The sequence below is a fragment of the Cryobacterium sp. TMB1-7 genome, from assembly GCF_004402435.1.
GTDB lineage: Bacteria > Actinomycetota > Actinomycetes > Actinomycetales > Microbacteriaceae > Cryobacterium > Cryobacterium zongtaii.
Genome location: NZ_SOFZ01000010.1, coordinates 1 through 16,567 on the forward strand (window position 1 = coordinate 1; position 16,567 = coordinate 16,567).

The 16,567-nt window shown below is 68.2% G+C and carries 12 protein-coding genes, 1 tRNA gene and 1 pseudogene; 9 read left to right on the top strand and 5 right to left on the bottom strand.

The genetic code is table 11. The annotated features are described in order from the left end of the window. Window positions 1-343: pseudogene (locus tag E3O60_RS18390) on the bottom strand (hypothetical protein); the annotation flags it as partial. Next, window positions 340-1,482 (bottom strand): TadA family conjugal transfer-associated ATPase, encoded by a 1,143-nt coding sequence (locus E3O60_RS03460; protein ID WP_134497112.1) that lies wholly within the window; start codon window positions 1,480-1,482, stop codon window positions 340-342. The pseudogene E3O60_RS18390 and the gene E3O60_RS03460, both read right to left, overlap by 4 nt. A gap of 752 nt (window positions 1,483-2,234) precedes the next feature. Here E3O60_RS03460 and acs point away from each other — a divergent pair. Both acs and E3O60_RS03470 read left to right on the top strand, forming a co-directional pair. Beyond that, window positions 2,235-4,196 (top strand): acetate--CoA ligase, encoded by a 1,962-nt coding sequence (gene acs / locus E3O60_RS03465; RefSeq protein ID WP_134408486.1) that lies wholly within the window; start codon window positions 2,235-2,237, stop codon window positions 4,194-4,196. Window positions 4,197-4,330: 134 nt separating this feature from the next. Continuing rightward, on the top strand, window positions 4,331-5,536 hold the full coding sequence (locus E3O60_RS03470; RefSeq protein WP_134408485.1) for an acyltransferase: 1,206 nt from the start codon (window positions 4,331-4,333) through the stop codon (window positions 5,534-5,536). Window positions 5,537-5,594: 58 nt separating this feature from the next. Here the strand turns inward: E3O60_RS03470 and E3O60_RS03475 are convergent, their stop codons facing one another. Next, on the bottom strand, window positions 5,595-6,065 hold the full coding sequence (locus tag E3O60_RS03475) for a RidA family protein (protein ID WP_134408484.1): 471 nt from the start codon (window positions 6,063-6,065) through the stop codon (window positions 5,595-5,597). 2 nt (window positions 6,066-6,067) lie between these two features. Next, window positions 6,068-6,235 carry a hypothetical protein gene (locus E3O60_RS18395; protein WP_165787876.1) on the bottom strand — a complete coding sequence of 56 codons (168 nt, stop codon included), beginning with the start codon at window positions 6,233-6,235 and terminating at the stop codon, window positions 6,068-6,070. 111 nt (window positions 6,236-6,346) lie between these two features. Between E3O60_RS18395 and E3O60_RS03480 the strand changes: the two genes are divergently transcribed. The 6 genes from E3O60_RS03480 to E3O60_RS03505 all read left to right on the top strand — a co-directional run bounded on the left by E3O60_RS03480 (window position 6,347) and on the right by E3O60_RS03505 (window position 14,729). Beyond that, window positions 6,347-8,830, top strand: coding sequence for a transglycosylase domain-containing protein (locus E3O60_RS03480; protein ID WP_241980069.1), 2,484 nt, complete (start codon window positions 6,347-6,349; stop codon window positions 8,828-8,830). Continuing rightward, a complete protein-coding gene (locus E3O60_RS03485) occupies window positions 8,827-9,795 on the top strand; it encodes a metallophosphoesterase (protein ID WP_103462074.1) in 969 nt (322 codons plus the stop codon). Before E3O60_RS03480 ends, E3O60_RS03485 begins: the two co-directional genes overlap by 4 nt. 66 nt (window positions 9,796-9,861) lie before the next feature. Then, complete coding sequence (locus E3O60_RS03490) at window positions 9,862-12,399, top strand: transglycosylase domain-containing protein (protein ID WP_088455177.1); 2,538 nt, start codon at window positions 9,862-9,864, stop codon at window positions 12,397-12,399. Window positions 12,400-12,457: 58 nt separating this feature from the next. Continuing rightward, window positions 12,458-12,531 (top strand) — tRNA-Pro (locus E3O60_RS03495). Between the two features lie 75 nt (window positions 12,532-12,606). Further along, window positions 12,607-14,091 (top strand): DHA2 family efflux MFS transporter permease subunit, encoded by a 1,485-nt coding sequence (locus E3O60_RS03500; protein WP_134497116.1) that lies wholly within the window; start codon window positions 12,607-12,609, stop codon window positions 14,089-14,091. A gap of 131 nt (window positions 14,092-14,222) precedes the next feature. Beyond that, window positions 14,223-14,729: a VanZ family protein gene (locus E3O60_RS03505; protein WP_166788943.1), complete on the top strand. Its 507-nt coding sequence runs from the start codon at window positions 14,223-14,225 to the stop codon at window positions 14,727-14,729. Here the strand turns inward: E3O60_RS03505 and E3O60_RS03510 are convergent. Next, window positions 14,692-16,032 (bottom strand): LCP family protein, encoded by a 1,341-nt coding sequence (locus E3O60_RS03510; RefSeq protein WP_166788944.1) that lies wholly within the window; start codon window positions 16,030-16,032, stop codon window positions 14,692-14,694. The two genes, E3O60_RS03505 and E3O60_RS03510, sit on opposite strands and share 38 nt — an antisense overlap. A 61-nt stretch (window positions 16,033-16,093) precedes the next feature. Between E3O60_RS03510 and E3O60_RS18400 the strand changes: the two genes are divergently transcribed. Next, the gene (locus E3O60_RS18400; protein WP_166788945.1) at window positions 16,094-16,477 is read left to right on the top strand and encodes a hypothetical protein; all 384 of its coding nucleotides are present in this window, start codon (window positions 16,094-16,096) and stop codon (window positions 16,475-16,477) included. The last annotated feature ends 90 nt before the right edge of the window (window positions 16,478-16,567 follow it).

Consider the following 16,567-nt stretch of genomic DNA (forward strand, 5'->3'; position numbering starts at 1 on the left):
GCTGGTCAGGGAGCCCGGCGGCCGCGTCCGCGATGGCGTCGGCCACGTCGTCGCCGCTGCGGGCCGCGCGTCCCGCGGCCGCCAAGATGCTGTGCTGCGCCCGCTCGGCATCGGCCCGGGCCTTCACACGGCGGGTCCCCCGCGCCGCCGGCGGCCCCGGTGGCCCGGCACGGTCGACCACCGACGGGTCAAACGGCTCGGCACGACCGGTCGGCCCGGGCGGCAGCAGGTAGTCCCAGGCCGACACCGGCGACACCCCCGCCGACAGCAGCACGGCCAGACGTTCGGCGATGCGGGCCACCTCCTCTATCGGCGGCGGCGGAGCGGCGCGTCGGCGGCTCACGCGGGCACCGTCGCGAGACGCTCGGCGGCGTCGAGGGTGAACCGGCCCACCTGCGCCAGGCGCCGCCGGCCGCCCCGCCGCTCGAGGTGCAACACCAGCCCGATCGCGCTCACGGTCTGCCGGGCCACCGCCGCCGGACTCATCCCGGCGAGCGCGCCGAGCGCCTCGAGCCGGGCGGGCACATCGGCCAGGGAGTTGGCGTGCAGGGTGCCGGCGCCGCCGTCGTGGCCGGTGTTCAGGGCGGCCAGCAGCTCACGGATCTCCACGCCCCGGCACTCGCCGAGCACCAACCGGTCCGGACGCATCCGCAGCGCCTCGCGCAGCAGGCTGTCCGGGCCGATGCGGCCGGCACCCTCGAGGTTGGCTTGCCGGGATTCCAGGGCCACGACGTGCGGGTGGTTGATGCGCAGCTCGGCGACATCCTCGATGGCCACGATGCGTTCGGCCGCGGGCGCCTCGCCGAGCAACGCGGCGAGCAGGGTGGTCTTGCCACTGCCGGCGGCACCGGTCACGAGCAGGTTCTCCCGGTCGAGCACCGCCGCGCGCAACCGGCCCAGCTGGGCGGCCGCGTCCTCACCGTGGCCGAACAGGCCGCCGGCGGCGAGGGCGTCGAGGCTGAGCCTCTCGGTTCGCGGCAACCGAATCGACAGCAGCGTGCCCGTGCTCGATACCGGCGGCAGCACGGCGTGCACCCGGATGCCGTCGGCCAGCCGCACGTCGACGCAGGGGCTGGCTTCGTCGATGTGCCGGCCGCCGAGGGCGATCAGCCGCACCGCCAGGTCACGGATGCTCCGCTCGTCGCCGTGCCAGTCCGGCGCGGGTACCAGCCCGCGTCCGGCGTCGAGCCAGAGGCCGGCATCCCCGTTCACGAAGAGGTCGGTGACGGCGGGGTCGCGGGCGAACCGGCTGAGCGGACCGAGCACGGAGAGGTCGGTGCGGGGAGGTTGCGGCGGGATGGGGTCGAGGCTGCGGTCAAGGGCGCGGTCGCGAGGTGGGTCTGTCTCCGCGTCCAGCCACGCGGCTGGATAGGAGGGCTGCGGCCGCTCTCCCCCGAGCGTTGCCCGATCGGGGTCGGTACTGACGGTGAGGGCGCTGGACCGGTTGAGGAAGGAGGGCACCGCGACGAAGGGCTCTGGCATGCGGGCACGTTAGCGGGCGGGCGGGTGCGGGCGCCGTGGCGCATCCGGTGGTGTGAGGTGGCCGGTGAGGACGGGGCTGTGGAGGAGCGGCGGTGCACGGCACACACGCACGTCACGGGGTCTCGACAAGCTCGACCGACGAGGCGGGCACGTCGTGCGCGCGTGTCACGGCTCCCGACAAGCTCGACCGACGAGGCGGGAGCGGGCAGGGTGCAGAGACAACTGTTGCCCGGACGGACTACTGCGCCCGGTGTGCGGGGCGCAGTTGTCCGGCCGGGCAACGGTTCTGCCTGGAGGGGGCCGATACAGCGATATTGCGGTACAGCGGGTCACGCAGTTTGCACGGTTCACGCGGGGGGCGCCAGAGCCGGGCGGGGAAAGCACGGGTGCGTCGTTGAGAGGCGCAGAGCGTGCTGTTAAAAGAGGGGGGCGGCACCTATTGGGGGGAACAGGTGCCGCCTCGGCAGTGCGTTGATTGGGGGGAACCAACACACCACAGGTCAAAACTTTCGTTCAGACATTGATAAGCATACTTGGGAAAATCAGATCCGCAAGTCCTCCGGGTCCCCCTAAATGAGGACACGAAAATATGAGCCCGTGAGAGCACGATTTCAAAAATATCCTGAGCAGAAAACCGGCCGTTCTTCCGGGGAAATTTGTCCTCGGAACGGGCGTATCCGCCGTGTAGGGTTCAGGGACGGGTCCGCCGCGGCGCCCCGCCACCGCCTGAACTCGCAAAGGAGCGAACCATCATGAGCGTGCAAATCGACCATCTTCTCCACGAAACCCGCCGATTCCCGCCGTCTCCGGAGTTTGCCGCGACATCAGTGGCGACCGAGGCTCTTTACACGGATGCCGCAGCAGATCGGCTTGGTTTCTGGGCCGCGCAGGCCCGCGACCTCCTGCACTGGCACAAACCGTTCACCCGCACCCTCGACTGGACCAATCCGCCGTTCGCCAAGTGGTTCGACGACGGCGAGCTCAACGTGGCGTACAACTGCCTCGACCGGCACGTGCTCGCCGGCAACGGCGACCGGGTGGCGCTGCACTGGGAGGGCGAGCCGGGCGATACCCGCTCGATCACCTATGCAGAGCTCACCGAGGAGGTCAAACGTGCCGCGAACGTGCTTCTCAGCCTCGGCGTGCGCGCCGGCGACCGGGTGGCCATCTACCTGCCGATGATCCCCGAGGCCGTCGTGGCGATGCTCGCCGTGGCCCGCATCGGCGCCGTGCATTCGGTGATCTTCGGCGGCTTCAGCGCCGAGAGCCTGCGCTCCCGCATCGACGACGCCGAAGCGGTGGTCGTGATCACCTCCGACGGCGGCTACCGCAAGGGCCGGGCCACCCCGCTCAAGCCCGCGGTCGACGCGGCCCTGGCCAGCGGCGACTCCTCGGTGCGCACCGTGCTCGTGGTGAACCGCACCGGCGGCGACGTGGAGTGGAACGAACGCGACAAGTGGTGGCACGAGGAGCTCGCCGCCGTCTCCGGCGAGCACGAGGCGCAGGCGTTCCCGGCCGAGAACCCACTGTTCATCCTCTACACCTCCGGCACCACCGGTAAGCCCAAGGGCATCCTGCACACCAGCGGCGGCTACCTCACCCAGGTGGCCTTCACCCACAAGAACGTCTTCGACCTCAAGCCCGAGACCGACGTGTTCTGGTGCACCGCCGACGTGGGCTGGATCACCGGCCACAGTTACGTGGTCTACGGGCCGCTGGCCAACGGCGCCACGCAGGTGCTCTACGAGGGCACCCCCGACACCCCGCACCCCGGCCGGTGGTGGGAGATCATCGAGAAGCACAAGGTGAGCATCCTGTACACGGCGCCCACCGCCATCCGCACGTTCATGAAAATCGGCCGACAGGAGCCGCAGAAGTTCGACCTGACCAGCCTGCGCCTGCTCGGCTCGGTGGGCGAGCCGATCAACCCGGAAGCGTGGATGTGGTACCGCGAGGTGATCGGCAACCACGTCACCCCGGTGGTGGACACCTGGTGGCAGACCGAGACCGGCGCGATCATGATCTCCGCGCTGCCCGGCCTCACCGAGACCAAGCCCGGCGCGGCGCAGGTCGCCATCCCCGGCATCTCCATCGACGTGATCGGTGAAGACGGCGAGCACGTGGGGCACGGCAACGGCGGCCTGCTCGTGGTCACCGGACCGTGGCCGTCGATGCTGCGCGGCATCTGGGGCGACCCGGAGCGTTTCATCGAGACCTACTGGGAGAAGTTCCAGGATGCCCCGAACGGTCCGCTGTACTTCGCCGGCGACGGCGCCCGGCTCGACCGCGACGGCGACATCTGGCTGCTCGGCCGGGTCGATGACGTGATGAACGTCTCCGGGCACCGGCTGTCCACCGCCGAGATCGAGTCGTCGCTGGTGGCGCACCCCATGGTGGCCGAGTCCGCGGTGGTGGGCGCGCACGATGAGACCACCGGGCAGGCCGTGGTGGCGTTCGTGATCATCAAGTTCAGCCAGACGGATGCGGCGTCGCACGCCGACATCAGCGCCGTGCTGCGCGCGCACGTGACGTTGCAGATCGGGGCGATCGCCCGGCCGCGGGAGATCCACATCGTGAACGAGCTGCCCAAGACCCGCTCGGGCAAGATCATGCGGCGGTTGCTGCGCGATGTGGCCGAGGGCCGCGAGATCGGCGATACCACCACCCTCGCCGACACCTCGATCATGCAGATCATCTCGGAGAGCATGCGCTAGCCCCGCTCCTCGCTCGCGAACTGTGAGTTAAGCACCTTCCGAACGCCCGGGAAGGTGCTTTTCTCGCAGTTCGCGAGCCTTCGGGCGGGTGGGCTCGGAGTAAACGTTCACGAACGCCCCATACCGTGGGCCAAATGTCTCGAGATACCTCCCGCAACCGGATGGGCGGACTCGACGCCCTGCGCGGGGTCGCCGCTGTGATCGTGCTCGTGCACCACGTGTCGATGACCGCGCCGGCAATTTCGGCCGCGTACAGCTCCAGTGCCGACGTGGCCGTGTTCTCCCCCGCCTGGTGGGTCACCCTGTCGCCGCTGAAGATCCTCTTCGCCGGCCCGGAGTTCGTGCTGGTGTTCTTCGTGCTCAGCGGGTTCGTGTTGGTGCTCACCCCGCTGCGGCGCTTGCAGTGGACCCGGCCCCCCGCGGAGGCGCCCGGCTACGACTGGTTGGCGTACTACCCGCGCCGCATCGTCCGGCTGGCCATCCCGGTGGTCGTGTCGGTGGGCCTGGCCGCCGCGTGGATTTTGCTCGTGCCGCGCACCGGCGCCGGCGGCGCGTGGATGGCGAAGCAGGGCAGCCCCGACCTCGGCATCGGCAATCTGCTGCGCGAGGCCAGCATCCTGGGCTTCACCGGCCGACCCGACGTCAACCCGCCGCTCTGGTCGCTGGCCTGGGAGATGTGGTTCTCGCTGCTGCTGCCCGTCGGCGTGATCTTCGCCGTGGCCAGCCGCCGGTGGACGCTGGCCTGGGTGGCGCTGCTGATGGCCACGTCCACCTCGGGGTACCTGCTCGGCATCGAGCCGCTGATGTACCTGCCGGCGTTCGGCCTGGGTGCCCTGCTCGCGGCCAACCACGGGTCACTCCTGGCCTGGTCGACCCGGCTGGTCAGTCGGCGCGGCGGCACCCTGGTTTGGGCGGCGATCGCCGTGCTCGGGCCGGTGCTGCTCATCGCGTACTGGCTGCTGCGGCCGGCGCTGACCGAGCCGTGGAACAGCGTGGCCCTGTCGCTGCGGGTGCCGGGCGCGGTGTTGATCGTGGCGACCGTGGCGCTGTGGCCGCCGGTGCAGCGGATGCTCAGCGGGCGCCTCTTGGCCTGGCTCGGAACCATCAGCTTCAGCCTGTACCTCGTGCATTTCCCCATCGTGGTGACCTTCGCGCAGCTGTTCGGGCCGGAGCACTGGTGGTGGGGCGCTCTGGTCTCGGTGCCGCTGAGCCTGGTGCTTGCCCAGCTGATGTACCGCTGGGTGGAGTTGCCCGCGCAGACGCTGGCGGGTCGGGTCGGGGCCAGGTTCTCGGCCGGGCATCCGCGCCCCGAGGCTGTACGACAAGGTCGCGAGCTGTGAGAAAAGCACCGAAAAACTCTCTGGAAAGGCGCTTGAGTCACAGCTCGCGACGGTGAGATCAAGCGAAGGAGACGGTCAGCTCCACCTCGACGGGCGAGTCCAGCGGCAGCACGGCCACGCCCACCGCGGAGCGGGCGTGCACACCGATGCTGCCGAAGATCTCGCCGAGCACATCGGAGGCGCCGTTGACCACGCCGGGCTGGCCGGTGAAGTCCGGGGCGGATGCGACGAACCCGGTGACCTTGACCACCTGGGTGATCCGGTCCAGCGAGCCGATCACACTCTGGATGGCGGCGAGCGCGTTGAGCGCGCACTGCCGGGCGTAGCCCTGGGCGTCCGCGGCCGACACGAGGCCCTCGCCGTCCCCGACCTTGCCCGTGGCCGGCATCAGGCCGGCCACCATCGGCAGCTGGCCGGAGGTGAACACCAGCGACCCGCTCACCACGGCGGGAACGTACGACGCCACCGGCGGGACCACCGTCGGGAGTTCAATGCCCAGTTCGGCCAGACGGGCCTCGATCTGCGACACGATCAGGCGCCGGTCGAGCCGGCGACGGGGCGCTTGAGGTAGGCGACAAGTCCACCTTCCGGGCCGGTGACGACCTGCACAAGCTCCCAACCTTCCGAGCCCCAGTTGTTGAGGATGGCGGCTGTGTTGTGGATCATCAGCGGGGTGGTGAGGTATTCCCAGGCAGTCATGCGGCTCCGATTCAGGCGATTTTTCAGGTTGTGTCCCTTACGCTCAATTGTATGTTTGCCAAAAAACGTACGGTTAGTGGAGCGCTCGGCGGCCTCCTGGGCTTTATTGGGATGAGCGCCGTCGCCGGTGTCCTCGTCACCGTTGCCGTGACCCCCGCCCTCGCCGTATCGGGCATGACGGCCACCAACACGATCAACGTGTTCGAGAACCTGCCCAACTACCTCACGGTCGACCAGCTCTCCCAGAAGAGCACCATCTACGCCATCGACGGCAACGGCGCCCCGTACGCGCTGGCGTCGTTCTACGACCAGAACCGCGTCGAAGTGCCGGTCACGAGCATGAGCCAGTACGTGCAGGATGCCGCGGTCGCCGGCGAGGACCCCCGCTTCGAGGAGCACGGCGGCGTGGACCTGCAGGGCACCATTCGTGGCGCCCTGTCCACCGTCACCGGCGGCGGCACCCAGGGTGGATCATCCATCACCCAGCAGTACGTCAAGAACGTTCTCGTGCAAAAGTGCGAGGTGCTCAACGACCAGGACAAGCTGGACGCCTGCTACGACGAGGCCACCGAAACCTCTCCTGAGCGCAAGCTCAAGGAGATGCGTCTGGCCATCGGTGTGGAGAAGGAATACAGCAAGCTCGAGATCCTGCAGGGCTACCTGAACATCACTCTCTTCGGCGGCAGCGTGTACGGCATTGAAGCGGCCTCCGGGTACTACTTCAACACCACCGCGGCGAACCTCAACCTGTCCCAGTCGGCCAGCCTGATCGCCATCGTGAACAACCCGGAGAAGTTCCGTCTGGACCGGCCCGAGAGCGAAGCCAACGGCGCCGCAAACGGGTACGCCGCCAACAAGGAACGCCGCGACTACATCCTGGGCGAGATGCTGCAGTACAAGAAGGTGACCCAGGAGGAGTACGACGTTGCCATCGCGTCCCCGATCGAGCCCACCATCACCGAGCCGAGCACCGGATGCCAGACCGCCGGCGGCAGCGCCTACTTCTGTGATTACGTCACCCACGTGCTCAAGAGCGACCCGACCTTCGGCGAAGACGAAGACACCCGCATGATGAACTTCCGTCGCGGCGGCTACGACATCTACACGACCCTCGACCTGGACCTGCAGCTGGCCACCGAGACCACCATGGCCGAGAACGTGCCGCAGACCGCCAGCTGGGATGTTGGCGCTGTGGCCACCAGCGTTGAGGTGGGCACCGGCCGGGTGCTCACGATGGCGCAGAACAAGACCTACAGCCAGGACCCCGAGGTGCAGGCCACCGGCGCCCAGTACTCCGGCGTCAACTACAACACCGACTACGACCAGGGCGGCTCGAGCGGATTCCAGCCCGGCTCCACGTACAAGGTATTCACCCTCGCCGAGTGGCTGAAGGAGGGTCACGCGCTCAACGAACGCGTCGACTCGGCCCGCAAGAGCGACTGGGGCACCTTCCAGGACTACTGCGACGGCCCGCAGACCTTCCCCGGCTACAACCCGAAGAACGACGCGAACGAGCCCGGCACCGGCTACACCGCCCTGCAGTCGACCATCAACTCGATCAACACCGGCTTCATCGGAATGGCCAAGAAGCTTGACCTCTGCAAGATCCGCGACACCGTTGAGTCCTTCGGGGTGCACCGGGCGGATGGCGGCGAGCTCGAGAAGGGTGCCTCCTCGGTGCTCGGCACCAATGAGATCGCCCCGCTGAGCATGGCCGTGGCCTTCGCCGGCATCGCCAACGCCGGCAAAACCTGCTCGGCCGTGGTCATCGACCGCATCGTCGGACCGGACGACGCCGAGATCGCACCGCCCACCTCCACCTGCAACCAGTCGGTTGAACCATCCGTGGCCGCCGGCATGGCGTACGCCATGAAGCGGGTACTCACCGAGGGCTCCGCAACCCAGTCCAACGACTCCACCTACCCGAAGGTGCCGATGATCGGCAAGACCGGAACCACCGACGGCGCCAAGGACACCTGGATGACCGGCGCGAGCAGCAAGGTCGCCACCGTTGTGGGCGTCGTCGCCGTCACCGGTGAGGCCAACCAGCGGTCCCGCGACTACGCCTTCGAGAGCGGCTCCGCGGCCACCGCCCGGCACCGCATGTGGCCGGACATCATGAGCGTCGCCAACGCCAAGTACGGCGGAGACGAGTTCTCTGAGGCCTCGACCAACGTCATCCAGGGCGCTCAGGTGCCCGTGCCCGACGTGCGTGGCCAGTCGATGGCGGATGCCCAGACCGCGCTCGAGGGCGCCGGCTTCGAGTTCGCCGACGGCGGCGTGATCGACTCCGAGCTGCCCGCCGGCAGCGTGGCCCGCACCGACCCCGCCTCCGGCGCGTCGGCCGGCAACGGCGCCACGATCACGGTGTTCTCCAGCAACGGGAACCAGATCCTGCTGCCCGACGTGACCGGCCAGAGCCTTGATCAGGCCAGGGGAACGCTCACCGGCTTCACCGTGACGACCACCGACCAGGCCGTCACCGACCCCAACCAGAACAACAAGGTGATCGCGATGACCCCGACCGCCGGCACCCCGGCATCCCGGGGCAGCTCGGTCGCCCTCGTGGTGGGCAAGATGGGAGCGGCGGGTTGAGCGCCGCGCGCGCCATCGTCGCCTCCGCCGCCGCCGTGACCACGGCGGGGCTGGCGGCGTTCGCCTGGGGTTCCCTCGTGGAACGCCGCCGGTTCACCCTGCGTGAGGTGACGGTTCCGGTGCTCGCGCCCGGGTCCGACCCGATCACGGTGCTGCACCTCTCCGATCTGCACATGGCCCCGTGGCAGCGCGACAAGCAGGACTGGGTGCGCGGTCTTGCCGCGCTGAAGCCCGACCTCGTCGTGAACACCGGCGACAACCTGGGTCACGAAGACGGCATCGCGGGCGTGGAGTACGCCCTCGAACCGTTCAAGGGCATCCCGGGCATCTTCGTGAACGGCTCCAACGACTTCTTCGGCCCGCAGCCCAAGAACCCGCTGAAGTACTTCGGCGGCCCGTCGATGCTGCGCAGCCGGCACGTCGAGCTTGACACCGACGACCTGCACCGGGTGTTCGCCGACCTCGGCTGGACCGACCTGAACAACGCCGCTGAGGCGCTGGACATCAACGGCACCCACCTGGAGATCTTCGGGGTCGATGACCCGCACATCCGCCGGGACCGGCTCGACCTGATCACCGGAGCCATCGACGAGATGCGCGGCAACGACCCGCTCACCGAGGAGACCTGGCCGGACCCCGAAGAACCGGCCGGCCGGCGCTCGACGCTGACCGTGGGTGTGGTGCACGCCCCGTACCAGCGGGTACTCAACTCCTTCATCAACCACGGCGCCCAGCTGATGCTGGCCGGGCACACCCACGGTGGTCAGGTGTGCGTGCCGAAGTTCGGCGCTTTGGTAACCAATTGTGATATTCCCCGCCGTCAGGTGAAGGGACTCAGCCTGTGGAGTGTGGGGCTGCGCACCGCGTACCTCAATGTTTCCGCGGGTTTGGGCACCTCGATCTACGCGCCGGTGCGCTTCGCCTGCCCGCCGGAGGCGACCCTGCTCACCCTCACCGCCGCGTAGCCACGACCCCCTTCTGGGGTGGCTTGGCTCGTCCGAGTCCCCCGGCGATCCCCTAGGCTCGCTCTTATGGGGGATTCCAAGAGAACTTTTTCCGGCGTCATCGGGGGACTCGCCGGTTTCGTGGCGATGAGCGCTGTCGCCGGCCTGCTGATTACCGTCGGGATCACCCCGGCGCTCGCGATCTCCAGTCTGGCCGCGAGCAGCACGATCAACGCCTTCGAGAACCTGCCGAATTACCTCAAGATCGACGAGCTGTCGCAGGTGAGCACCATCTATGCGGTGCCGAACAGCGGAGTCCCCTACGAGCTCGCCTCGTTCTACGACCAGAACCGGGTTGAAGTTCCTCTGGCGGCCATGAACCTGTTCGTGCAGGACGCCGTCGTCGCCGGTGAGGACCCCCGGTTCCGTGAACACGGCGGAATCGACCTGCAGGGCACCATGCGGGCGGCGCTGGCCAAGTTCACCGGCGGGCCCACCTCGGGCGGCTCATCGGTGACCCAGCAGTACGTCAAGAACGTGCTGGTGCAAAAGTGCGAGGTCATGCCCGACCCGGACGAGCTTCAGGCCTGCTTCGAGGAGGCCACCGACCCCACCGAGGAACGCAAGCTCAAGGAGATGCGGCTGGCCATCGGGGTGGAGAAGGAGTACAGCAAGGACGAGATCCTGCAGGGCTACCTGAACATCACCGGCTTCGGCGGCACCGTGTACGGCATCCAGGCCGCGGCCGAGTACTACTTCTCGGCCACCGCCGCCACCCTCACCCTGCCGCAGGCCGCGAGCCTCATCGCGATCGTGAACAACCCTGAGAAGTTCCGCCTGGACGAGCCCGAGAGCGAAACCAACGGCGCCGCGAACGGGTACGCCGCCAACAAGGACCGCCGCGACTACATCCTGCGCGAGATGCTCAAGCACAAGAAGATCAACCAGGCCGACTACGACACCGCCGTCGCCAGCCCGATCGAACCGGCCATCACCGAGCCCAGCACCGGCTGCCAGACCGCCGGTGGCGCCGCATACTTCTGCGACTACGTCACCTACCAGCTCAAGACCGACCCCACTTTCGGCGCAGACGAAGACACCCGCATGACGAACTTCCGTCGCGGCGGCTACCAGATCTACACCACCCTCGACATCGAGCTGCAGATGGCGTCCGAGGCGGCCATCGCCGAGAACGTGCCGATGACCTACGACGGCTGGGACGTGGGCGCCGTGGCGACCAGCGTTGAAGTGGGCACCGGCCGGGTGCTCACGATGGCGCAGAACAAGCTGTACACCCAGCTGGAGGTCGCTCCTGGCCCGGAGTACACCGGCATCAACTACAACACCGACTTCAACCAGGGCGGCTCGCTGGGCTTCCAGCCCGGCTCCACCTACAAGGTCTTCACCCTGGCCGAGTGGCTCAAGGAGGGCCACCCGCTCGGCGAGCGGGTCGACTCCGCACGCAAGTCCAACTGGGGCACCTTCCAGGACTACTGCGACGGCGCCCAGAGCTTCCCCGGTTATAACCCGCGCAACGACTCCAACGAAGCCGGCCGCAACTACTCGGCCCTGGAATCGACGATCGACTCGATCAACACCGGCTTCCTCGGCATGGCCAAGCGGCTGGACCTCTGCAAGATCCGCGACATGGCCACGTCGTTCGGGGTTCACCGGGCGGATGGCGACCCACTGCAGAAGGGCGCCGGTTCGGTGCTCGGCACCAACGAGGTCGCCCCGCTGAGCATGGCCGTGGCCTTCGCCGGCATCGCCAACAAGGGCATCACCTGCTCCCCCATCGTGATCGACCGGATCATCGGTGCGGACGGTGTGGAAATTCCCGCGCCCGTGTCCACCTGCACCGCGTCGGTGGAGCCCGAAGTGGCCGCCGGTATGGCGTACGCCATGGAGCGGGTCATGACCCAGGGTTCCGCCGGGCAGTCGTACCGAAACACCTCACCGCGGGTCGACATGATCGGTAAGACCGGAACCACCGACGGCTCCAACGACACCTGGATGAGCGGGGCCAGCACCGAGGTCGCGACCGTCGTGGGCGTGGTCAGCGTCACCGGAAAAGACAACAACCAGCGCAACCTCGACTTCGACAGCGGTTCCGCGGCTACCGCCCGGCACCGCATCTGGCCGGAGATCATGGGCGTGGCCAATGCCAAGTACGGCGGCGAGGAGTTCGAGCAGGCTGCCAACAACCTCATCCGCGGGGTGCAGGTCACCGTGCCCGACGTACGCGGTATGAGCGTGGATGCGGCTCGGGACGCCATTGAGGGCGCCGGATTCGGCTTCCTCGACGGCGGCGTGACCGACTCGGAGCTGCCCGCCGGCACAGTGTCGCGCAGCGACCCCGCCGGTGGCGCCAGCACCAGCACCGGAGCCACCGTCACGGTGTTCTCCAGCAACGGCTCTCAGATTCTGCTGCCGAACGTGGTCGGGCAATCCCTCGACCAGGCCAAGGGCACGCTGAGCGGTTTCGGGGTGGTGGCCAGCGAGCAGCCGGTGACCGATGCCAGCCAGAACGGCAAGGTGCTCTCGATGACCCCCGCCGCCGGCACCCCCACCGCCCCGGGCGGCACCGTGACCGTGGTCGTCGGCAAGTCCGCCCCGCCCGGCTAGGCCTGGTCGAAACCCGGGCACCCGATGGGGTTATACTTGACGAGGTCCACAGGACCATCGGGGTATGGCGCAGCTTGGTAGCGCGCGTCGTTCGGGACGACGAGGTCGCAGGTTCAAATCCTGTTACCCCGACAGAAATAAACCCCCACTCAAGTGAGTGGGGGTTTTTCTGTTCTCACCAGTTGCCGGCGTTGGAAAGGCCACGACATGACCGACTCCCCCGCATCCGCCCCAGACACCAAGGTGTCCCGTCGCGCCTGGCAGGCCCTCATCGTGCTGATGGCGGGCATGTTCATGGCCCTGCTCGACACCACGATCGTGAACGTGGCGCTGCCCAGCATCCGCACCAGCCTCGACGCCTCCGAGGCGACCCTGTCCTGGATCATCTCCGGCTACGCCCTGGCGTTCGGTCTGGCCCTCATTCCCGCCGGCCGCATCGGCGACCGGATCGGCCACAAGTGGGTCTTCTTCACCGGCCTGGCGCTCTTCACCGTCGCCAGCCTGGCCTGCGGGCTCGCCCAGAACGACCTGCAGCTGATCATCGCCCGCGTCGTGCAGGGTCTGGCCGGCGGCATGTTCGTGCCCGCGGTCACGGCCGTCATCCAGCTGATGTTCCCGGCGGCGTCCCGCGGCAAGGCGTTCGCCATCATGGGGTCGGTCATCGGCGTCTCCACCGCGCTCGGCCCCATCGTGGGCGGCCTGATCATCGAGGCGTTCGGCGTGGAAGAGGGCTGGCGCCTGGTCTTCTGGGTGAACCTGCCGATCGGCATCGTCGCGCTGATCGCCGCCGCCATCCTGCTGCCCACCGGCACCGGCACCGCCTCCGCGCCCGGCGCGCCGGCCGCTGCCCGCGTCGACGGGGTGGGCCTGCTGCTGCTCTCCGCCGGCCTGGTGGCCCTGCTGGTGCCGCTGATCGAGGGCCAGGACCGCGGCTGGCCGCTCTGGACCTACCTGGTGCTCGCCGCCGGGGTGCTGCTCATCGTGGCGTTCGGTGCCTGGGAGGTGGCCCTGACCAAACGCGGCAGCAGCCCGCTCGTGCCGCCGCATCTCTTCTCGCACCCGGCGTTCACCGGCGGCGTCATCCTGGCCCTGGTCTACTTCGCGGCATTCACGAGCATCTTCTTCACCATCTCGATCCTCTGGCAGGCGGGCCTCGGCCACACCGCGCTGGAATCCGGCCTGGTCTCGATCCCGTTCGCGATCGGCTCGATCCTGGGCGCGTCGCAGAGCAACCGGCTCACCGAGCGCCTGGGGCGCACCGTGCTCGTCGGTGGTGTGGCCCTGGTCACGGTGGGTCTGATCTGGGTGTGGCTGGTGCTGCTGCTCACCGTCCCCGCCGACCTCACCAACTGGATCCTGCTGCCGCCGCTGTTCATCGCGGGCCTGGGCAGCGGGTGCTTCATCGCGCCGAACGTGGCGTTCATCGTCGCCACCGTCGACCCCTCCGAGGCCGGCGCCGCCAGTGGTGTGATCGGTGTGATGCAGCGGGTGGGCAGCGCCGCGGGCATCGCCGTGGTGGGCAGTGTGTTCTTCGGCACCCTGGTGGTGGCCGGCCCTGGCGCGGATGCCGTCGCCGCCGGCTTCACCCACAGCGCCACCCTGGCCATGGCCGTCAGTGCCGGACTGAGCGTGGTGGCGCTGTTGCTGGTGTTCCTGCTGCCCAAGCGCGTCGAGGTGCACGGCGGCCGCTGAGCGCCATCCGGTTGGCACACGTTGGCCTCCCAGCCTCGCCTCGCTACTCTGAATGCTTGGTCCGTTGACGGTGATGACCTCCCGCTCTGAACCATGCCGGAGGCCGTGACCCGCAGCCCTTGGGAGGTCACGTGAGCGCTCTGGCACCCACCCTGGCCGATCGACGCCACGCCGCCCTCCGCCGGGCCGCCCGCTGGCTGGCGGCCGGGTACCTGCTCACGCTCACCCTGATCGCGTTCTGCCCCACCCCGGTGGACCGGGGCGCCTCGCACGGCATCGCCAGCCTGCTGGCCCGCCTGCACGCCCACGGCGTGCCGGGCTGGGTGAACTACGCGCTGGTCGAATTCACCGCGAACATCGCCCTATTCCTGCCTGTGGGGCTGCTGGGGGTGGTTCTGCTGGGCTCGGCACGCTGGTGGGTGGCCATTCTGGCCGGTTTCGCCGCGAGCGGCCTGATCGAGCTGGGCCAGCTGGTCTTCCTGCCCGCCCGCTTCGCCACCCCGCTCGACGTGATCGCCAACACCGCCGGCGCCGCCCTGGGCGCCCTCCTGGCCCTAACTCTGCTAGCCGCCGTCACCGCCCGCTCCCCCCAGCTCGCCCTCATCCCGCCGCCTGCACCGCCGGCACCACCCCGCTGAGAGAATCACTCCGATACGCCTCCTGCAGCGCCGGCAGCGCCGCCCAGTCCAGGTTCACGATCGACTGCCCGTCCGCAGACGTCCCGGTGCCGGCGGTAGGAATGGTGAAGAAGCTCACGTCACCCTCCCGCACGTCCCGCAGCTCCACCCCCAGGGTCACCAGGTCGGTGGCCGAGAGCTCCTCATCAATCGCCAGGTTGGGGCTAACCGCCTCGATCACTCCGCCCATCGTGGTCGGGTTCCCCAGCACCGACTTGTGCATCAATCCGCTGAGCAGCGCGCTGATCAGCAGCTGCTGATTGCGCACCCGCTGAAAGTCGCCATCGGCGAACGCGTACCGTTCCCGGGCGAAGGCCAGCGCCTCGGTGCCGTTGAGGTGCTGCAGTCCCTGCGGGAAAGTGCGCCCCGACAGATGGTACGACTCAAACGGGATCGGGTTGTCGATGTCCACCCCGCCCAGCGCATCCGTCAGCGCCGCGAACCCGGCAAAGTCCACCACTGCCACATGATCAATCCGTGAGCCCAGCAGCCCCTCCACCGTCTGCACCGCCAACGGCACCCCGCCGTATGACAGCGCCGCGTTGATTTTCGCTTCGCCGTAGCCGGGGATCTCCAGCCAGCTGTCCCGGGGAATCGACATCACCGACAGGGTCTTGCGGTCCGCGGGCACGTGCACGATCACGATGGTGTCGGAGCGTTGCCCGCTGAGGTTCGCGATCGACCCGGTGCTGTCACCTCGGCTGTCGGAGCCCAGCAACAGAATATTCATCGCGGATGCCGCGGCGCCGGTCGCCGCGGGCGGTCGCGCCGTCTCATCGGCCGGGAACGCCTCGCTGATCTTCTCCACCGACTCGAAACTGCGCGACAGATTCCACACCGTGACCGCCGCCACCCCCAGCACCACCACCGTGAACACGCTGAACAGCACAAAGACAATCCGCCAGCCGTGGCGGCGGGGCGGTGGCGGAGCTTGATGGCGCGTTAGAGCATTCTGCACTTCGGGCATTCGGGTTGCCTCCTGCGGACCGGTCGGGTAACGGTGCGCACACCATAGACCGCCGGTTCGGGCCCGGATAGTGATCCGCGTTCGAGTCACGCCCGAATTGGGGGGGGGAACTCGTGGGTTCCAAACTGCCCCTTCGTCAATTAGCTTCGCTGCATGGGAATCCGCCGACGGACTCGTCGGCTCAGGCGCTGGTACCGACGACTGGAACACAGCAACGGAATGCTTGCCGTCCGCCTCTTCGTCATCATCATCATCGCCGCCGTCGGCGTGGCCGCTCTTGCCGTAGCCGCCTATCAAACGATGTGACGCCCCTCGGCCGCACTGCCATTGGTCATTACCTAGTGGGTAAGCTCGCCGAATGCGTCTTATAGCCCCGGTTACTGTTCTCCTTGGCGTCATCCTGCTTTCGGGCTGCACTGCCGCCACCACGATGGGCAAAGCAACGCCAACCGCATCACCGACGCCCACCCCGACCGCTACAGCGCTCACGGAGCCGCAGCTGCTCGACAAGCAGACCAAGGCCATGGTGAACCTCTACAGCCAGGTGGTCTGCACCAACCTGGCCGAGCGCCCTGACCTCGACCTGAACGACGCCGTCGACAAGGTACTGGCCACCTACGCCACTGAGGGCCTCTCCGAGGAAGCCAGAGTTGAGCTGGCGCACCGCGTGCTCGAGCAGTCCGCCGCCAAGAGCTGTCCGGACCAGAGCGAACGCGTAGCCGCGGACCTCAACGACGAGTAGCCCTTACAGGCAGTCGTCGACCCAGTAGTCCTCGCATTCTTCGGAGCACCAGTACCTCCCCCGGTCATCAATCGGGGTGCCGCATTGGCG